We start from the raw sequence: 14,878 nt of genomic DNA on the forward strand, positions 1-14,878 counted from the left end.
GCATCTAAGCGTGAAGCCCCCCTCAAGATGAGATTTCCCAGTATGTAAGACCCCTTGAAGACGACGAGGTAGATAGGTTGGAGGTGGAAGTGCAGCAATGCATGGAGCTGACCAATACTAATCGGTCGAGGGCTTATCCAAATATCTAAACACAGATTCGTTTCGGATTCAGTTTTCAGGCGATTGAGGCCTGCCGTTTGGTGGCGATGGCGGAGGGGTTCCACGCGTACCCATCCCGAACACGACCGTTAAGCCCTCCAGCGCCGATGGTACTTGGACCGAAGGGTCCTGGGAGAGTAGGAAGCTGCCAAGCACCTGAAAATCCGCATTTGACATGATGTCAAATGCGGATTTTTTGTGTTAAGTTGTAAAGACTTATATTATATAGAGGGGTAACACTTTGACCAAAGTGGAAGGTGCTACTCGGTTGTCAGATTGGAACAAATAAAGTTCACCTGTACTGCTTTTACATTTTGAAGCCGGAGACTATGGGGAACGAGCGAAGCAGAAGCTAATATACGTTAACAAGATATAATTTAATCTTTACGAGGCTCTGTTTGCATTGGAAAAATAGATTTGCCCATTCGATATAAACATACCGCAGTTTTAAGGCTGTTGATGGACTGAAATTAAACTTATGCACATGTGGATAGCTTATTATTTTATCCATATTACTAAGTACTCCCCAGCTTGCTGTGGATTTCAGGAGAGGTTATGTGGATATAACACATGTATGTGGATGAAATGATGAAGGAGCGAGCAAGTTATGGACAAACAGAACAACTTATTGTGGACAGAGCAATTTTTTGTTCATGCCAGTGATACGGATTTCCGTTCCAGGGTCAAGCTTTCCTATCTTCTTGATATTATGCAGCGTGCTGCAGATTCGGCGGTCAGCAGTTTGGGTCTGGACATTGAGAAGATGCTTGAGGCTAGAATGGGCTGGATGGTCATCACAATGAAGCTGGAGCTTAAGCGCCTGCCGCAGCCGAACGAATCGCTTACCGTGCAGACCTGGAGCAAGGGGAATAAGGGAGCGCTCTGGCAGCGGGATTACCGTATTTTTGACGAGGCTGGTCATGAAGTTGCTGCAGCCCGTTCCATCTGGGCTCTTGTAGATATCGATAAACGAAAAATACTCCGCCCCTCAGCGCTGCCTGTTACTGTCGAGCCCTATCTGGAGGACTCTGTGGGTGACTTACCTGAAAAAGTAGCGATACCGGAGGAGCCAATCATGGAGGAAGCCTACCGGTATCAGGTGAGGTACAGCGGACTTGATAACAATGGCCATCTTAACAACGCCCGCTATGTCGACTTATGCTGTGATGCGTTGTCGCTGGAAGAGTGGGAGGAATTAGAGCTTACCGGGCTTCATATTACATATGCCCAGGAGGCGACGTTCGGGGATGAAATCTCTATTCTGCGAACATCTTGGACCGATACCGGCATATATGTTCGTGGACAGGGGGAAGGCCGGGTATTATTTGAGGCATGTCTGCAGCTTGCTAAGCGGGAGACTTCATAAAAATCATTTTTATAATAGGGTTATTAACAGAGTTAATAACAGTGTTACTAAGCAGCCGCTCAGAGTTCCGAGTGACTGCTTTTTTTATATTCATTATCCACAGGATGTCACAAATCGCTGATCGGGGTTCGTTATATAGATGTACAAGGATGACGGAGGTGATTCTTTTGGAGCAAGGGAACCCCGGGAGCCCAATGAATCCAAATATGATCGAGGAAGCGATTGATAAGGTGAGCGCAGGTGAGCGCCAAGCCTATACTACGGTGATACAAGCTTATGAGAAGCAAATCTACACCTATTGCTTCTACATTTTGCGGAGCCGGGAAGAGGCTGAGGATGCGGTGCAGGACATTTTTGTGAAAGTGTATCGGGAGCTTGGAAGATATGAGCGGCGGGCTTCTTTTTCCGCCTGGTTGTATAAGATTGCCTATCATCATTGTCTGGATCAGCTCCGCCAAAACAAGCGCCGCAGCCGGTTGTTATCTCTTTATCAAATGCATCTGCGTGACGGTAACGATGGGCAGCGCGATGGGGCGCTGGTGGATACCCTGTTTGCCGGTCTGACCTCGGAGGAAAGCGCACTGCTGATTCTGCATGTGGTGGAGCAGTACAGCTTTGAGGAAATGGCGGAAATTACCGGCCGCAGCCCGGCAGCTCTGCGCAAGAGATACGAGCGGCTGCGGAAGAAGCTGATTCAGCAAAAGGAGAATAAAGGAGGTTACCTTCATGGAGAAGTGGCCGAGTTCAAGTGAGCGTCATTTAGATGAAGAAATCCGCCGGAGCTTTGAAAAGGTGCAGCTGCCGGCAGAGAGCTACAGTGAGCTTATTATGAACCGCATTGATCAAACAGCAGTAAAGCACGGGCTGCTGAAAAAAGCTATGATTACCCTGAGCGCCGCAGCAGTCATAGGGATATGCACTATAGGTGCAGGCTTTGTTTCCCCGGCATGGGCGGATACGTTAAAGCAGCTCCCGTTGCTGGGCGGCATATTCGAACATACGGAGGACCCGGGCCTGAAGCTGGCTGCGGAACAAGGGATGACAACGGCTCCAGCTTTAAGTGTTACGCAGGATGGGGTGACCTTAAGTATTACTGAGGCCTTCTATGATGGGACGCGGCTGGCACTCGGGTTTGAGCGGAGTGGAATTAATGAAGAGAGGGTGCTGGCTGTTCCTGGCGCTCTCGAAACCGGTGGTCTGGATAGTGCAGCCAAAGGTCTGCTGGGTATTCCGACGGTAACCTTGCCCTCCGGGGAACCTGTAGGGTACGGCTCAATGTCCACTGGCGATGTGGATGGACAGCCGAACACGCTTTTACTCGAACTGAATGCACTGCTTAATACAGCTTCCTACGGAGACGAAATGACGGTTAATGTCAGTGTTCCGGTAGCACAGATTAAGGAGCCGTTTGTATTTCAGGTGCCGGTAAAGAAGGTAACAGAGGGAATTATCAATCTTTCTCCTTATCAAGGCGCAAGCAGAGACGATTTCCAATATACGGTTACGAAGCTGAATATCACCCCAGTCTCGATAAGAATGGTAATCACCAGTACAGGCGAAGTGCCCGTATCTCCGGAACAGACGGGGGAGTATGCGCCTACCGAGGTGTTTTATGAGCTGGTGGACGATGCAGGTAATATCGCTAACCCGCAGCATTGGGGTTATTCTCCGGCTAAAGCGATCCGGCACCCTATTGTGGATAATCTGTATGATGCCTTTCCGCAAGTGCCCAAGGCCATAACGGTCAGACCCTATACCTGTACATTCGATGGGGATATGGAAATAATGACGGATGCCAACGGCGAGCGTGTAAAGACTTATTATCCGGAACTGGAGACCACGATAGTCATTCCTTAAGACAGCACCAAGTATTACAAAAATAGGCGCAAATAAGCCCGTATCTGCCGAGCAGATGCGGGCTTGTGTATGTTATCAGAGTAAGGTAAGTGGAATATAAATTTCGCTGACGGATTCCGGATGGTCTGGTCCCAAATAATCGTCGCCGTAGAACTCGAACTCATAAGGAAGAGTCAGGCGGTAGTTGGTTTTGGGCAAATATACGCCATAGATATACTTATATGTAGCAGGGATTTCGCGGGAGCGTCCCTTATGCAGAAACTTGAGATAACGTGCTGGCGGCAGAACATGGACGGGGAACTGAGGAATCGCTTGGTCTGCAACCAGGCCGGAGCCCGGGCCGGACGATACAGGATGAATGCGGCTTAACTCACATGCGCACAGAAAGGAAGCTCCACTGTCTTCATAATCGTCTGCCCAATACCCCAATTGATAGTATCGCTCCGGGAGCATGCGCTCCGGAAGTAAGGCTAAGCTGCCGAACAGGTTCTCCCAGGCTGCCCCAAAAGCAGCTGGGTTGGTGTATTCATTAACCTGCGGTCCCTGAAGGACCAATTCTCCGAGATCAATTAGCCGGGGCTGCACGAACAGCGTGTCAGGCCACTGCTGTAAGTCATTTTCATACAGACGCGGAAGCAGGGGCGGAATGTCCGGATGTAATTTTTGGCGCAGCGCGGAGGGGGGACGGCGCAGTATTCTTTTGAAAGCCCGGGCAAAGGTCTCATAATCATTAAAAGCATAATCCAGAGAAATATCCTGGAGCGAACGCTCAGGTGTCTTAAGTATATCCTTTGCGGCTTCAGTAATTTTGCGCCGGGAGATATAATCACCGGGAGTAAGCCCGGTCACGCCTTGAAACAGCCGGATGAAGTGATACAGCGAGTAGCCGGTATTCCTGGAGAGGGCTTGGACGGACAAGGGAACCCGGAGGTTTGCTTCGATATGATCCAGCGCTTGAACGATAAGCTGGCGGTTATTCAAGGCTGCACCTCCCAGGATCACTGTTTTATTCCTCCACCCATTCTCCCCAAGAAGTAGCCCATGCGGGAACGGTTGCCTGCCGGACACGGTCTGTTGTAGGAAAATACGCTTTGATGTCGAGCACCGGAGTTCCGGGATAAGCGTCCAGTCCGGCTACCTCTACCCTGCCGCGCTCCATGTCGACAGATACGATTCTGGCTACACTAAGCCCTATAGGGTTGGGGCGGACGGGAGAACGGGAGGCAAATACACCGGTGACCGGCGCCTGATAAGGCGGGTCAATCTGTGTGGTGCTCCGGAATGTATCATCTGCTAATTCATGAATCCACCAAAGCACCTGGCAGTGGCTGAAATCGGCCAAGCCCAGTAAAGCCGGGGCGTATTGCGGATGAATCTCCAGATAAAGACTGGATGAAGCTCCGGACACAGTACCTATCTGAACAATATTATATGTTTCTGGGTTATGCATTGGCTGTGACTCCTTTCGGTTGATGCTAGGTATAGTGTAATTTAGCTGCAGCAGGTTTGCCTGACGATATTTGCGGACTTTTGAATAATGGTATAATAAGTTGTTGATGAAGAAAGGAGCGTACTATGAAAGCATTGGTATTGGCCGAAAAGCCGTCAGTGGCGCGGGAGATTGCGCGCGTACTGGGCTGCGGCAACAAGCAGAAGAGTTATATGGAAGGACCGAAGTATATCGTAACCTGGGCTTTGGGCCATCTGGTCGGGCTGGCGGAGCCGGAGGATTATAATAGCAAGTATGCGTCATGGGCGCTGGAGGATCTGCCTATTCTGCCCGACAAGACCAAACTGAAAGTGCTGCGCGAAACCGGCCAGCAGTATAAGGCGGTCCAGCATCTGATGAATCGGCAGGATGTCGGGGAGCTCATTATCGCGACAGATGCCGCGCGTGAAGGGGAGCTGCTGGCACGCTGGATCATGAATATGGCCGGCTGGCGCAAGCCGTTCAAGCGCCTCTGGATCTCCTCGCAGACCGACAAGGCCATCAAGGAAGGGTTCGCCTCCTTACGGCCGGGCAAGGATTTCGACCGGCTGTATGAATCGGCACGCTGCCGCGCGGAGGCGGACTGGATGATCGGACTGAACGTTACCCGGGCGCTGACCTGTAAGTTCGGTGCTCCGTTGTCGGCTGGACGTGTGCAGACTCCGACGCTTGGCATGATCATGGACCGGGAGAACGAGATTACGAGCTTCCGCTCCCAGGAGTATGAGCTGCTGAGCGCCGACTTCGGCAGCTTCCAGGCCGGCTGGAGGGCTGCGGGCGGCGATGGACGGATCTTTGACAAGGCAAAGACCGCCGCGCTTAAGGAGAAGCTTACCGGGCGCTCCGGCAAGATTGCCAAGGTCCACAAGAGCGAGAAGTCCGAGCCGCATCCGCTGGCGTATGACCTGACAGAGCTGCAGCGGGATGCGAACAAGAAGTTCGGCTTCTCGGCAAAGCAGACGTCGAGCGTGCTGCAGCGTCTGTATGAGCAGCATAAGCTGGTGACTTATCCGCGTACGGACAGCCGCTATCTGACGGCGGATATGACCGGCACGCTTAAGGAGCGGCTGGAAAGCGTAGCCGTAGGCCCTTATGCTCCGCTGGCGCGGCCGCTGCTCCGCAAGCCGCTGCCGGTCACCAAACGTATTGTGGATGACAGCAAGGTCAGTGATCACCACGCGATTATTCCGACAGAGGAGACGGTGCTGCTCAATCAGCTGAGCACCGAGGAGCGCAAGCTGTACGATCTGATCGTACGCCGCTTTATCAGTCTGTTCTATCCGGCAGCGCGTTACGATGCGGTAGCCGTTACCGTCAATGTAGAGGGCGAAAGCTTCTACATTAAAGGTACTACCGTCAAAGACGCCGGATGGCGCGAGGTGTACGGCGGCGATATGAGCAGCGACGAGGATGAGGATGACGCTGCAGATGAGCCGGCGGCAGGCAGTGTGAAGCTGCCGGAGCTGCGGGAAGGCGAGAGCGTCAAGCTCGGGCGCTGCCTGATCCGCTCCGGCCGGACACAGCCGCCTAAGCGCTATACGGAAGCCTCGCTGCTGACGCAGATGGAGAAGCACGGGCTGGGCACTCCCGCCACCCGCGCTGATATTATCGAGAAGCTGGTCAGCTCCGATACGATTGAGCGGCAGGGCAATTCGCTGCATCCAACCGGAAAGGGCAAGCAGCTCATCGGAATCGTCTCCGCGCAGCTGCGGACGCCGGAGCTGACCGCCCGCTGGGAAGCGGATCTGGAAAGAATCGCCAAGGGACAGGGACGGCCGGAGCCTTTCCTGCAGGGCATTCGCAGCATGGCCCAGGAGCTGGTGGCCGGCGTGAAGAACAGCAGCGCGGAATACAAGCCGCATAATGTGTCGAACAGCCATTGTCCGGAATGCGGCACACGCCTCCTGGAGAAGAAGACTAAGCGCGGCAAGCTGCTGGTCTGCCCGGCGGACGACTGCGGATATACCCGTGCCGGGGAGAAGCGTCTCTCCAACCGCCGCTGTCCGCAGTGTCACAAGAAGATGGAACTGAAGGAAGGCAAGGCGGGGATGTTCGTGCAGTGTCTGGGCTGCGGAATAACCGAAACGCTGGACAAAGACCACAAGCATGTCAACAAACGCGAGCAGCAGAAGCTGGTGCAGCAATACAGCAAACAGGAAAGCGCAGGCACAAGCCTCGGTGATCTGCTGAAAGCGGCGATGGAAGCGAAGGAGAAAGGCAAGTAGGAGTCAAGTGCATGTTCAGAAGAAGCCCGGGAGGACTGTGAAATACACAGCCTTCCCGGGTTATTGGCGCTGGGCGCACCCTTGCTGCCTGTATCCGGTAGTATGCACAGCGGGACATGTTCTTCCCAATTGTCCGGGGATATGCTTAACTAGAAAGATCAGGCGGAAGGGCGTATTCCGGGTCTATACTAACATCGAAGAAGCAGGTGATGGAGTGGCTATTATGAAAGAACGGAAGGATGCAGACAGGACAGCCGTTCCGGAGAAAAGCAGGGACAGCCGCTGGTTCTTCCTGGTGATTGTGTTTATGTTCTGGTTCTCTTCTTACATATATGTACCGGTGCTGTCACCGTATGTAGAATCGCTGGGTGCCTCCTATACCATGGTCGGCGCAGTGCTTGGCGTATACGGGCTGGTGCAGATTCTGTGCCGGCTGCCGATCGGCATCGGCTCGGATATGCTGAACCGCCGGCGGCCGTTCGTGCTGCTCGGGCTGCTGGCCAGCGGGGCAAGCTGCCTGCTGTTCCTGGCCGGGGCGCATCCCGGCTGGGCGCTGGCAGCGCGCGCCGTAGCTGGAATTGCGGCGTCGGCCTGGGTGGTGTATTCGGTGATGTTTGCCGGCTATTTTCCGAAGGAGGATGCGGGAAAAGCAATGGGCATGCTGCAATTTGCCACTGTCGTTGCCCAGCTTGCCAGCATGCTGGTCAGCGGGACGATTGTCCAGCACTGGGGCTGGAATGCCCCCTTTATCATCGGGCTGGCTGTGGCGGCTGTGGCAGCTTTGCTGACACTGCATCTGCCAGAACAGCGGCAGGAGCGATATAGCGGGGGCATTCAAATCCGGGATCTGGCATCCGTGGTAAAGGAGCCGCTGCTCGTCAAGGTCTCCCTGTTATCGGTGCTGGCGCATTGTGTGCTGTTTATTACCATGTTCGGGTATACTCCGAATCAGGCGCTTGCCCTCGGTGCCGCCAAAAGCGAACTGGGCTGGCTGACACTGGCCTTTATGCTCCCCCATGCCATAGCGACGCTGTATGGCTCGCGCCTGCTCGGCGGACGGCTGGGCGACCGCGGCACGCTGCTGCTGGGCTTTGCCGGGACAGCGGTATTTACGCTGCTGATTCCAGCGATGCCGACGTTGGCGGCCCTTTGTGCCACACAGGTGGGCAACGGGTTGATGCAGGGTCTTATTTTTCCGCTGCTGCTCGGCAAATCGGTATCCGGGGTAGCTCCCTATAAACGGGCTACGGCAATGGGCTTCTATCAGGCGGTATATGCGGTGGGTATGTCCGGCGGGCCGTTTGTGGCAGGGTGGATGAGCTCAGTCTATGGACTCCGGGGCGGATTCTGGCTGGGAGGAATCGCCGCCGCTATTGCAGCGGTGTTGTCATGGATCTGGCTTAGAGAACGGGCCGACAGAGGCACTGCCATGTAAGGATTAGGTAAAGAAGCGGCCAGGCGGGGAAAGCGCCGGGATTGGTCTTTTGCCGGCAAGGGTACTATAATGGATAGTAGAGCGAAGTGTATGAGGAGGGGCCGGAAGCGATGGTCAGAGGGATACTGCTATGGTTTGTGATCATCAATGTGATCGGGTATGTGGTCATGGCCGAGGATAAGGACAAGGCGCGCAAACGGCGCGACAGAGTGCCGGAGAAGACGCTGTTTCTGCTGGCCCTGATGGGCGGGGCGCTCGGTGTGCTGATTGCCATGTACCGCAAACGCCACAAGACGCGTCATGCTTCCTTCCGGATCGGGATTCCGCTCCTGCTGGTGCTTAACTTTGTGCTCTATGGGTATTTTTTATCATCCTAGTATTGTCAGTTCCGGGTCTGAGAAGTACCTGGACAAGCCTTGAAGCAAGGCCCCGCTTTGCGGGGTGGTTCGAAAATAGTACAGAAAGAAAGAGGTGGCGTACATGTTATTCTCTAAAATTCTGCTTGCCTACGACGGTTCGAAAGCTTCCAACAAGGCTCTTGAGCATGCGATTGAACTGGCCAAGATCACTCCGGGGTCATCGCTGCATGTCGTCCATGCCTTTGAATTTCCACGTTTCTTCATAGGGGAAGCACTGGCGCCTCTGCCGGCTTCTGTAAACAAGGATTATTATGATCTGGCGGTTCAGACCACGGATGAGGTCAAGGGGCGTCTTGATGCCGAAGGCCTTAACGCCACAGTGGAGCTGCTGCAGGGCTCGCCTGCCGAAGTTCTTCTGAATTATGCAGGCGAACATAATGTCGATGTGATTGTCATCGGCAGCCGCGGGCTGGGCGGGATACGCGAATTTGTTCTGGGCAGTGTCAGTCACAACGTGGTCCAGAGCGCCCGCATTCCGGTGCTGGTGGTCAAATAAAATAGGTTGAAGAGAGGAACGCTGCGGCGTTCCCTTTTTGTATGCCGGTCCGGAGGGTCGTGGTGGCTGTGGCGGGCTGCAGGGCATAGCAGGATTCGGCTGGAGCTTCTGGGCAGGCAGAGCCTGACAACAGGTAAAGATGTGCCCAAAAGCGAACAATATAAAGACAAGGTATAACAATGTTCGTGTTTAAGTTGACACGAAGTGTAGGGCGTTGTTAAACTGGACCTATGAAGAGCTCGTATATATCCGGGAATATGGCCCGGAAGTCTCTACCCGGTAACCGTAAACTGCCGGACTACGAGGGAACAGGAACGCCCCAGCGGCCTTGGCAGCGCCGCCCCGGACAGACGGGGCGGTGGGCTGTGTACTGCCACTTGCCGGATTTTGCGAGGGTTCCGGCTGCCTGCGCAGCGTCCTGTTCTCCTGCAGAAGTCCGGTCCACCCGCAAGTAAATTGCGTCTGGAATCCGGGCTTTTTTGTTCCGGTTTATGGGATACTGATAGAGAAGCGGAAACATATTCCGGCGGGCTACACTAACGGGAGCTGAAAGGCAGGGTGAAGCATGTCTGTACAGGTTGGAGTAATTATGGGCAGCAAGTCGGATTGGGAGACGATGGAGCATGCCTGTGCGGTGCTGGAAGAATTGAAGGTTCCTTATGAGAAAAAAGTCGTATCTGCGCACCGCACGCCGGATCTGATGTTCCGCTATGCGGAGGAGGCCGCGGGCAGAGGGCTGCGCGTCATCATCGCCGGAGCGGGCGGCGCGGCACATCTGCCGGGTATGGTGGCCGCGAAGACGGTGCTGCCGGTCATCGGCGTACCTGTGCAGACGAAGGCGCTGAACGGCCTCGATTCGCTGCTGTCGATCGTGCAGATGCCGGGCGGCATTCCGGTGGCGACCGTGGCGATCGGCCGCGCAGGTGCGGTGAACGCCGGCCTGCTGGCGGCGCAGATCATCGGCGCCTACGAGCCGGAGGTGGCGGCGCGGGTAGCCGCGCGGCGCGAGGCCATTCAGCGTGAGGTGCTGGAGAGCAGCGACAGCCTATGAGACAGGGGGAGCCAGGCAGCATGAGCATGGAGAAGGGATGGGCGGCAGAGACTGGAGCGGGTGCGAGCGGTGCCGATGCGGGTAAGGGCGAAGCGAATGAGGCTAGAGATGATAGAGCCGAGGCGAGTGTGGCCGGAGCAGGTAAAGCTGAAGCGGGTGCGAGCGGTGCCGATGCGGGTAAGGGCGAAGCGAATGAGGCTGGAGCGAGTAGAGCCGAGGTGAGTGAAGCCAAGCCAGGCAAAGCTGAAGCGAGTGCTAGCGGTGCCGATGCGGGTAAGGGCGAAGCAGGCGTCGCTGCGGCGGTAAAGACGCTGGCGCCAGGCGCGACGGTAGGCGTGCTCGGCGGCGGCCAGCTCGGCCGGATGCTGGCGCTTGCCGGCAGCGCCATGGGCTACCGCTTCGTGGCGCTCGATCCGGCGGCCGATGCGCCGTGCGGGCAGGTGTCGCCGCAGATTACAGCGGCGTACAGCGACCTTGCGGCGGCGCGCGAGCTGGCGCGCCGCTCCGATGTCATCACGTACGAGTTCGAGAACGTCGACGCGGGCGTAGCCGCGCTGCTGACGGAGGAGGCGTACGTGCCGCAGGGCAGCCGGCTGCTGTATACGACGCAGCACCGGCTGCGCGAGAAGGCGGCCATCGAGGCAGCAGGCGTGCCGGTTGCCCCGTACCGCAAGGTCGGCAGCCTGGACGAGCTGAAGGCCGCGGCTGCCGAGCTGGGCCTGCCCTGTGTGCTGAAGACAGCCACAGGGGGGTACGACGGCAAGGGACAAGCCGTCATCCGGGAGCCGGAAGCGCTGGAAGCCGCGTTCCGGCAGGTGGCCCCGGGCGCCGCGCAGGGCGAGGTGCCGGAGCTGGTGCTGGAGAAGTTCATCAGCTTCCGCTGCGAAATCTCCGTGGTTGCCGCACGCAGCGCCTCCGGCGAGGTGAAGAGCTTCCCGCCAGCAGAGAATATCCATGTGAACAATATTCTCCACCTGTCCATCGTGCCGGCGCGGGTGCCGGAGGAGATTCAGCGCCGGGCCTGTGAGCTGGCCGAGCGCCTGGTCGCCGGACTGGATGCGGTGGGCCTGCTGGCGGTAGAAATGTTCGTCACGGAAGATGGCGAATTGTTCGTCAACGAGCTGGCGCCGCGCCCGCATAACTCCGGGCATTATACGATGGATGCCTGTGCAACCTCGCAGTTCGAGCAGCATGTCCGTGCGGTCTGCAATCTGCCGCTGGGCGATACGACGCTGCTTACACCTGTGGTGATGGTGAATGTACTGGGCCAGCACCTGGAGGGCGCCGTAGAGCGCACTGTACGGGAGGACAAAGCGGCACAGCAACTGGGTGTGATTCCTAAGCTTCATATATACGGCAAGACCGAGAGCAAGACCGGCCGCAAGATGGGCCACATCAATCTGCTCTGCCGGGACACCGCTGACGCGCTGGCCTGGGTGGAGCAAACTAACCTTTGGAGGAACTAGACCGATATGATCGAACGTTACAGCAGACCTGAGATGCGGGCCATTTGGACCGAGGAGAATAAATTCAATGCCTGGTTGGAAGTAGAGCTATGCGCCTGCGAGGCGTGGGCCGAGCTGGGAGTCATCCCGCAGGAGGATGTCGTGAAGCTGCGCGAGCATGCGAAATTCGACATTGACCGGATCAGCGAGATTGAGCTGGAGACCCGCCATGATGTCATCGCCTTTACCCGCGCAGTATCGGAAAGCCTTGGCGCAGAGCGTAAATGGGTGCATTACGGCCTGACTTCCACCGACGTGGTGGATACGGCGCTCGGATACCTGCTGCGGCAGGCCAACGAGATTCTGGAGAAGGACATCATCAACTTCATCGAGATATTGAAGGACAAAGCGGTAGCCTACAAGGATACACCGATGATGGGGCGGACGCACGGCGTGCACGCAGAACCGACAACCTTCGGCCTGAAGATGGCGCTCTGGTACGAGGAAATGAAACGCAATCTGGAGCGCTTCCGTCATGCCGCAAACGGCGTACAATTCGGCAAAATCTCCGGCGCGGTCGGCACCTATGCCAACATCGACCCGTTCGTGGAGGAATTCGTCTGCCGCAAGCTGGGCACCAGCCCGGCGCCGATCTCGACACAGACGCTGCAGCGTGACCGCCACGCTGAATACATGGCGACGCTGGCACTGATCGCCACTTCGCTCGACAAGTTCGCGACGGAAATCCGCGCGCTGCAGAAGAGTGAAGTGCGCGAGGTCGAGGAGGCTTTTGCCAAGGGTCAAAAGGGCTCCTCCGCCATGCCGCATAAACGCAACCCGATTGGCTGCGAGAACATCTCCGGTCTCTCGCGCGTCATCCGCGGCCATATGGTAACTGCCTATGAGGACGTGGCGCTGTGGCATGAACGCGATATCTCGCACTCCTCGGTGGAACGGATCATCCTGCCGGATGCGACGATGCTGCTGAATTACATGCTGAACCGCTTCGGCAACATTGTGAAGAACCTGACCGTCTTCCCGGAAAATATGAAACGCAACATGAATCGCACCTACGGTGTGCCATTCTCCGGCCGTCTGCTGACCAAGCTGATCGACAAGGGCTTCAGCCGCGAGCAGGCTTACGATACTGTGCAGCCGCGTGCTATGCAGGCCTGGGAGCAGCAGACCCAGTTCCGCGACATTGTGGAAGCTACACCGGAAATTACGGCGGTGCTGAGTCCGGAAGAGATCGAGGATGCGTTCAATCCATCGTGGCATCTGAAGCATGTTGATACGATTTTCCGCAAGCTGGGCTTGAATTAAGCATAAGCAACTATTTGTTCAAGGGAGGAAATTTCCATGACTCACCCTGCCGTATCCACGGCTGTGGATCTCGTTGATGCACCGCTGCTCTACAAAGGAAAGGTCCGCGAGCTGTACGATCTGGGCGAACATACGCTGATTGTCGTGACGGACCGCATCTCAGCATTCGATTACGTGCTTGATCCGGCGGTGCCTGAGAAGGGCAATGTGCTGAACCGGCTCAGCGCCTTCTGGTTCGGCAAGACCAAGCATCTGATGGAGAATCATGTGGTTCACATCGATGTGGACCAGCTTGGCGGCATCGCCCGCGACAAGGAAGCCTTGAAGAACCGCGTGATGGTGGTCCGCAAAGCGGAGCGCATCGACATCGAATGCGTGGTGCGCGGCTGCATTACGGGCGGCGGCTGGCGGCAGTACGAGCAGACTGGCGAGGTCAACGGCATCAAGCTGCCGGAAGGCCTGCGCAAGAATGCGGTGCTGGCGCAGCCGATCTTCACACCGGCGGCCAAGAACGATGTCGGGCACGACGAGGACATTCCTTTTGAGCAGATGCAGGAGCTGATCGGCGCCGAGCTGGCGCTGGAGCTGAAGGAGAAAAGCCTGCAGCTGTTCGCTTTTGCCAGAGAATACTGCGAAGAGCGCGGCATCATCCTGGCAGACTGCAAGTTCGAGTTCGGGCTGCTGGAAGGCAAGGTGATTCTGATCGATGAAATTTTCACTCCCGATGCGTCCCGGTTCTGGGCCAAAGAGAATTTTGCCCTGGACATTGAGATCGACAGCATGGACAAGGAGCCGGTCCGGACGTACCTGTCCGCCTCCTCCTGGGACAAGAACAGTACCCCGGACCCGCTGCCGGCTGAGGTTGTGGAAGAAACCACCCGCCGTTATCTGGATATCTATCACCGTCTGACGGGGAACTCGTTGTAGAAGACGCAGCAGGCGGGCCGGCCCAGATGGGTAGTGGCTCTGTGGAGCTGATGTTGGTCAATGAGATGATGAGCCGCTCGCGTTCGGTTGAGGAATAACTGCAGATCGTACAGCTATTTGGTGTGAAATTGCAGGAAATCAAGCAATAGATGTATTTTGTACAATTAAAAGCGGCTGTCAGGCCGAAATCGTTGATGCTGGCTGAATATAGCTGTATCAACTGCACTTATTCGAGATTTTACCGCTGGAAACCTGATTTTAGTTGTATGAAATGCTGTTATTGGTGGCCGGGCTGACGGCTCATAGAACTGTAGTGCGTTGGCCGCATTGGATGGCGTGGAATTGCCTGGGAGTGTTGTGAGTGCTCTGAGTGTTCTGAGTGGTCTGGATAGGAAGATGGGATAGCCCGATTAAACTTTAGGAGGAACTATAAGCGTATGTTAAAAGCGACAGTCTATGTCACCATCAAGAAAAGCGTGCTCGATCCCCAAGGTGTGGCCGTACAGGGAGCGCTGCATTCCGTCGGATTCCAGGAAGTGGAGTCGCTGCGCATCGGTAAATATATGGAGCTGACGCTCGATACGGACAACCGCGCCGAGGCTGAAGGCCGCCTGAAGGATATGTGCGAGAAGCTGCTGGCCAACACGGTGATCGAAGATTACCGCTATGAATTGGAGGACTGAACC

The 14,878-nt window shown here is 55.9% G+C and carries 14 protein-coding genes, 2 rRNA genes and 1 riboswitch; of the genes, 14 read left to right on the plus strand and 2 right to left on the minus strand.

All coding sequences use genetic code 11. The features are described 5' to 3' along the window. The 5 genes from F1379_RS23835 to F1379_RS23855 form a co-directional block, all read left to right on the plus strand. Nucleotides 1–141 (plus strand): 23S ribosomal RNA (locus tag F1379_RS23835); the annotation flags it as partial. A gap of 55 nt (nucleotides 142–196) precedes the next feature. Further along, nucleotides 197–313, plus strand: a 5S ribosomal RNA gene (rrf, locus tag F1379_RS23840). 453 nt (nucleotides 314–766) lie between these two features. Continuing rightward, entirely contained in the window at nucleotides 767–1,525 is a 759-nt protein-coding gene (locus tag F1379_RS23845) for an acyl-[acyl-carrier-protein] thioesterase (protein WP_150274729.1), read from the plus strand. Nucleotides 1,526–1,719: 194 nt separating this feature from the next. Beyond that, on the plus strand, nucleotides 1,720–2,277 hold the full coding sequence (locus F1379_RS23850) for an RNA polymerase sigma factor (RefSeq protein ID WP_239004787.1): 558 nt from the start codon (nucleotides 1,720–1,722) through the stop codon (nucleotides 2,275–2,277). Then, nucleotides 2,252–3,382: a DUF4179 domain-containing protein gene (locus F1379_RS23855; protein WP_150274733.1), complete on the plus strand. Its 1,131-nt coding sequence runs from the start codon at nucleotides 2,252–2,254 to the stop codon at nucleotides 3,380–3,382. Before F1379_RS23850 ends, F1379_RS23855 begins: the two co-directional genes overlap by 26 nt. A gap of 75 nt (nucleotides 3,383–3,457) precedes the next feature. Here F1379_RS23855 and F1379_RS23860 read toward each other — a convergent pair whose 3' ends face one another. Together F1379_RS23860 and tsaA are read right to left on the minus strand one after the other, a co-directional pair. Beyond that, a complete protein-coding gene (locus F1379_RS23860) occupies nucleotides 3,458–4,363 on the minus strand; it encodes a helix-turn-helix domain-containing protein (protein WP_150274736.1) in 906 nt (301 codons plus the stop codon). 25 nt (nucleotides 4,364–4,388) lie between these two features. Next, on the minus strand, nucleotides 4,389–4,832 hold the full coding sequence (gene tsaA / locus F1379_RS23865; RefSeq protein WP_150274738.1) for a tRNA (N6-threonylcarbamoyladenosine(37)-N6)-methyltransferase TrmO: 444 nt from the start codon (nucleotides 4,830–4,832) through the stop codon (nucleotides 4,389–4,391). Between the two features lie 125 nt (nucleotides 4,833–4,957). Between tsaA and F1379_RS23870 the strand changes: the two genes are divergently transcribed. The 9 genes from F1379_RS23870 to purS all read left to right on the plus strand — a co-directional run bounded on the left by F1379_RS23870 (nucleotide 4,958) and on the right by purS (nucleotide 14,875). Then, a complete protein-coding gene (locus F1379_RS23870) occupies nucleotides 4,958–7,096 on the plus strand; it encodes a DNA topoisomerase III (protein ID WP_150274740.1) in 2,139 nt (712 codons plus the stop codon). Between the two features lie 223 nt (nucleotides 7,097–7,319). Further along, nucleotides 7,320–8,531, plus strand: coding sequence for an MFS transporter (locus F1379_RS23875; RefSeq protein ID WP_239004788.1), 1,212 nt, complete (start codon nucleotides 7,320–7,322; stop codon nucleotides 8,529–8,531). Nucleotides 8,532–8,641: 110 nt separating this feature from the next. Next, complete coding sequence (locus tag F1379_RS23880) at nucleotides 8,642–8,908, plus strand: DUF1294 domain-containing protein (RefSeq protein WP_150274744.1); 267 nt, start codon at nucleotides 8,642–8,644, stop codon at nucleotides 8,906–8,908. A gap of 103 nt (nucleotides 8,909–9,011) precedes the next feature. Next, nucleotides 9,012–9,446, plus strand: coding sequence for a universal stress protein (locus tag F1379_RS23885; RefSeq protein WP_150274746.1), 435 nt, complete (start codon nucleotides 9,012–9,014; stop codon nucleotides 9,444–9,446). A gap of 219 nt (nucleotides 9,447–9,665) precedes the next feature. Next, nucleotides 9,666–9,767, plus strand: a riboswitch (purine riboswitch). A gap of 244 nt (nucleotides 9,768–10,011) precedes the next feature. Next, nucleotides 10,012–10,497 carry a 5-(carboxyamino)imidazole ribonucleotide mutase gene (gene purE / locus F1379_RS23890; RefSeq protein ID WP_150274749.1) on the plus strand — a complete coding sequence of 162 codons (486 nt, stop codon included), beginning with the start codon at nucleotides 10,012–10,014 and terminating at the stop codon, nucleotides 10,495–10,497. 20 nt (nucleotides 10,498–10,517) lie between these two features. Further along, the gene (gene purK, locus F1379_RS23895) at nucleotides 10,518–11,963 is read left to right on the plus strand and encodes a 5-(carboxyamino)imidazole ribonucleotide synthase (protein WP_239004789.1); all 1,446 of its coding nucleotides are present in this window, start codon (nucleotides 10,518–10,520) and stop codon (nucleotides 11,961–11,963) included. A gap of 6 nt (nucleotides 11,964–11,969) precedes the next feature. After that, on the plus strand, nucleotides 11,970–13,265 hold the full coding sequence (purB, locus tag F1379_RS23900) for an adenylosuccinate lyase (protein WP_150274751.1): 1,296 nt from the start codon (nucleotides 11,970–11,972) through the stop codon (nucleotides 13,263–13,265). A 36-nt stretch (nucleotides 13,266–13,301) separates the two neighbouring features. Next, nucleotides 13,302–14,192: a phosphoribosylaminoimidazolesuccinocarboxamide synthase gene (locus F1379_RS23905; protein ID WP_150274753.1), complete on the plus strand. Its 891-nt coding sequence runs from the start codon at nucleotides 13,302–13,304 to the stop codon at nucleotides 14,190–14,192. A 437-nt stretch (nucleotides 14,193–14,629) separates the two neighbouring features. Further along, entirely contained in the window at nucleotides 14,630–14,875 is a 246-nt protein-coding gene (gene purS / locus F1379_RS23910) for a phosphoribosylformylglycinamidine synthase subunit PurS (protein WP_039298247.1), read from the plus strand. Nucleotides 14,876–14,878: the final 3 nt, after the last annotated feature.

It is taken from the genome of Paenibacillus tepidiphilus (assembly GCF_008635795.1).
Classification (GTDB): Bacteria; Bacillota; Bacilli; order Paenibacillales; family Paenibacillaceae; genus Paenibacillus_AQ; species Paenibacillus_AQ tepidiphilus.

Bases quoted from the DNA above. Each gene is read 5' to 3' on its own strand.
- F1379_RS23885 (WP_150274746.1), top strand. From the start codon at position 9,012: ATGTTATTCTCTAAAATTCTGCTTGCCTACGACGGTTCGAAAGCTTCC.
- F1379_RS23870 (WP_150274740.1), top strand. From the start codon at position 4,958: ATGAAAGCATTGGTATTGGCCGAAAAGCCGTCAGTGGCGCGGGAGATT.
- F1379_RS23855 (WP_150274733.1), top strand. From the start codon at position 2,252: ATGGAGAAGTGGCCGAGTTCAAGTGAGCGTCATTTAGATGAAGAAATC.
- F1379_RS23850 (WP_239004787.1), top strand. From the start codon at position 1,720: ATGAATCCAAATATGATCGAGGAAGCGATTGATAAGGTGAGCGCAGGT.
- purK (WP_239004789.1), top strand. From the start codon at position 10,518: ATGAGCATGGAGAAGGGATGGGCGGCAGAGACTGGAGCGGGTGCGAGC.
- tsaA (WP_150274738.1), bottom strand. From the start codon at position 4,832: ATGCATAACCCAGAAACATATAATATTGTTCAGATAGGTACTGTGTCC.
- F1379_RS23905 (WP_150274753.1), top strand. From the start codon at position 13,302: ATGACTCACCCTGCCGTATCCACGGCTGTGGATCTCGTTGATGCACCG.
- purS (WP_039298247.1), top strand. From the start codon at position 14,630: ATGTTAAAAGCGACAGTCTATGTCACCATCAAGAAAAGCGTGCTCGAT.
- F1379_RS23880 (WP_150274744.1), top strand. From the start codon at position 8,642: ATGGTCAGAGGGATACTGCTATGGTTTGTGATCATCAATGTGATCGGG.
- F1379_RS23875 (WP_239004788.1), top strand. From the start codon at position 7,320: ATGAAAGAACGGAAGGATGCAGACAGGACAGCCGTTCCGGAGAAAAGC.
- F1379_RS23845 (WP_150274729.1), top strand. From the start codon at position 767: ATGGACAAACAGAACAACTTATTGTGGACAGAGCAATTTTTTGTTCAT.
- purB (WP_150274751.1), top strand. From the start codon at position 11,970: ATGATCGAACGTTACAGCAGACCTGAGATGCGGGCCATTTGGACCGAG.
- purE (WP_150274749.1), top strand. From the start codon at position 10,012: ATGTCTGTACAGGTTGGAGTAATTATGGGCAGCAAGTCGGATTGGGAG.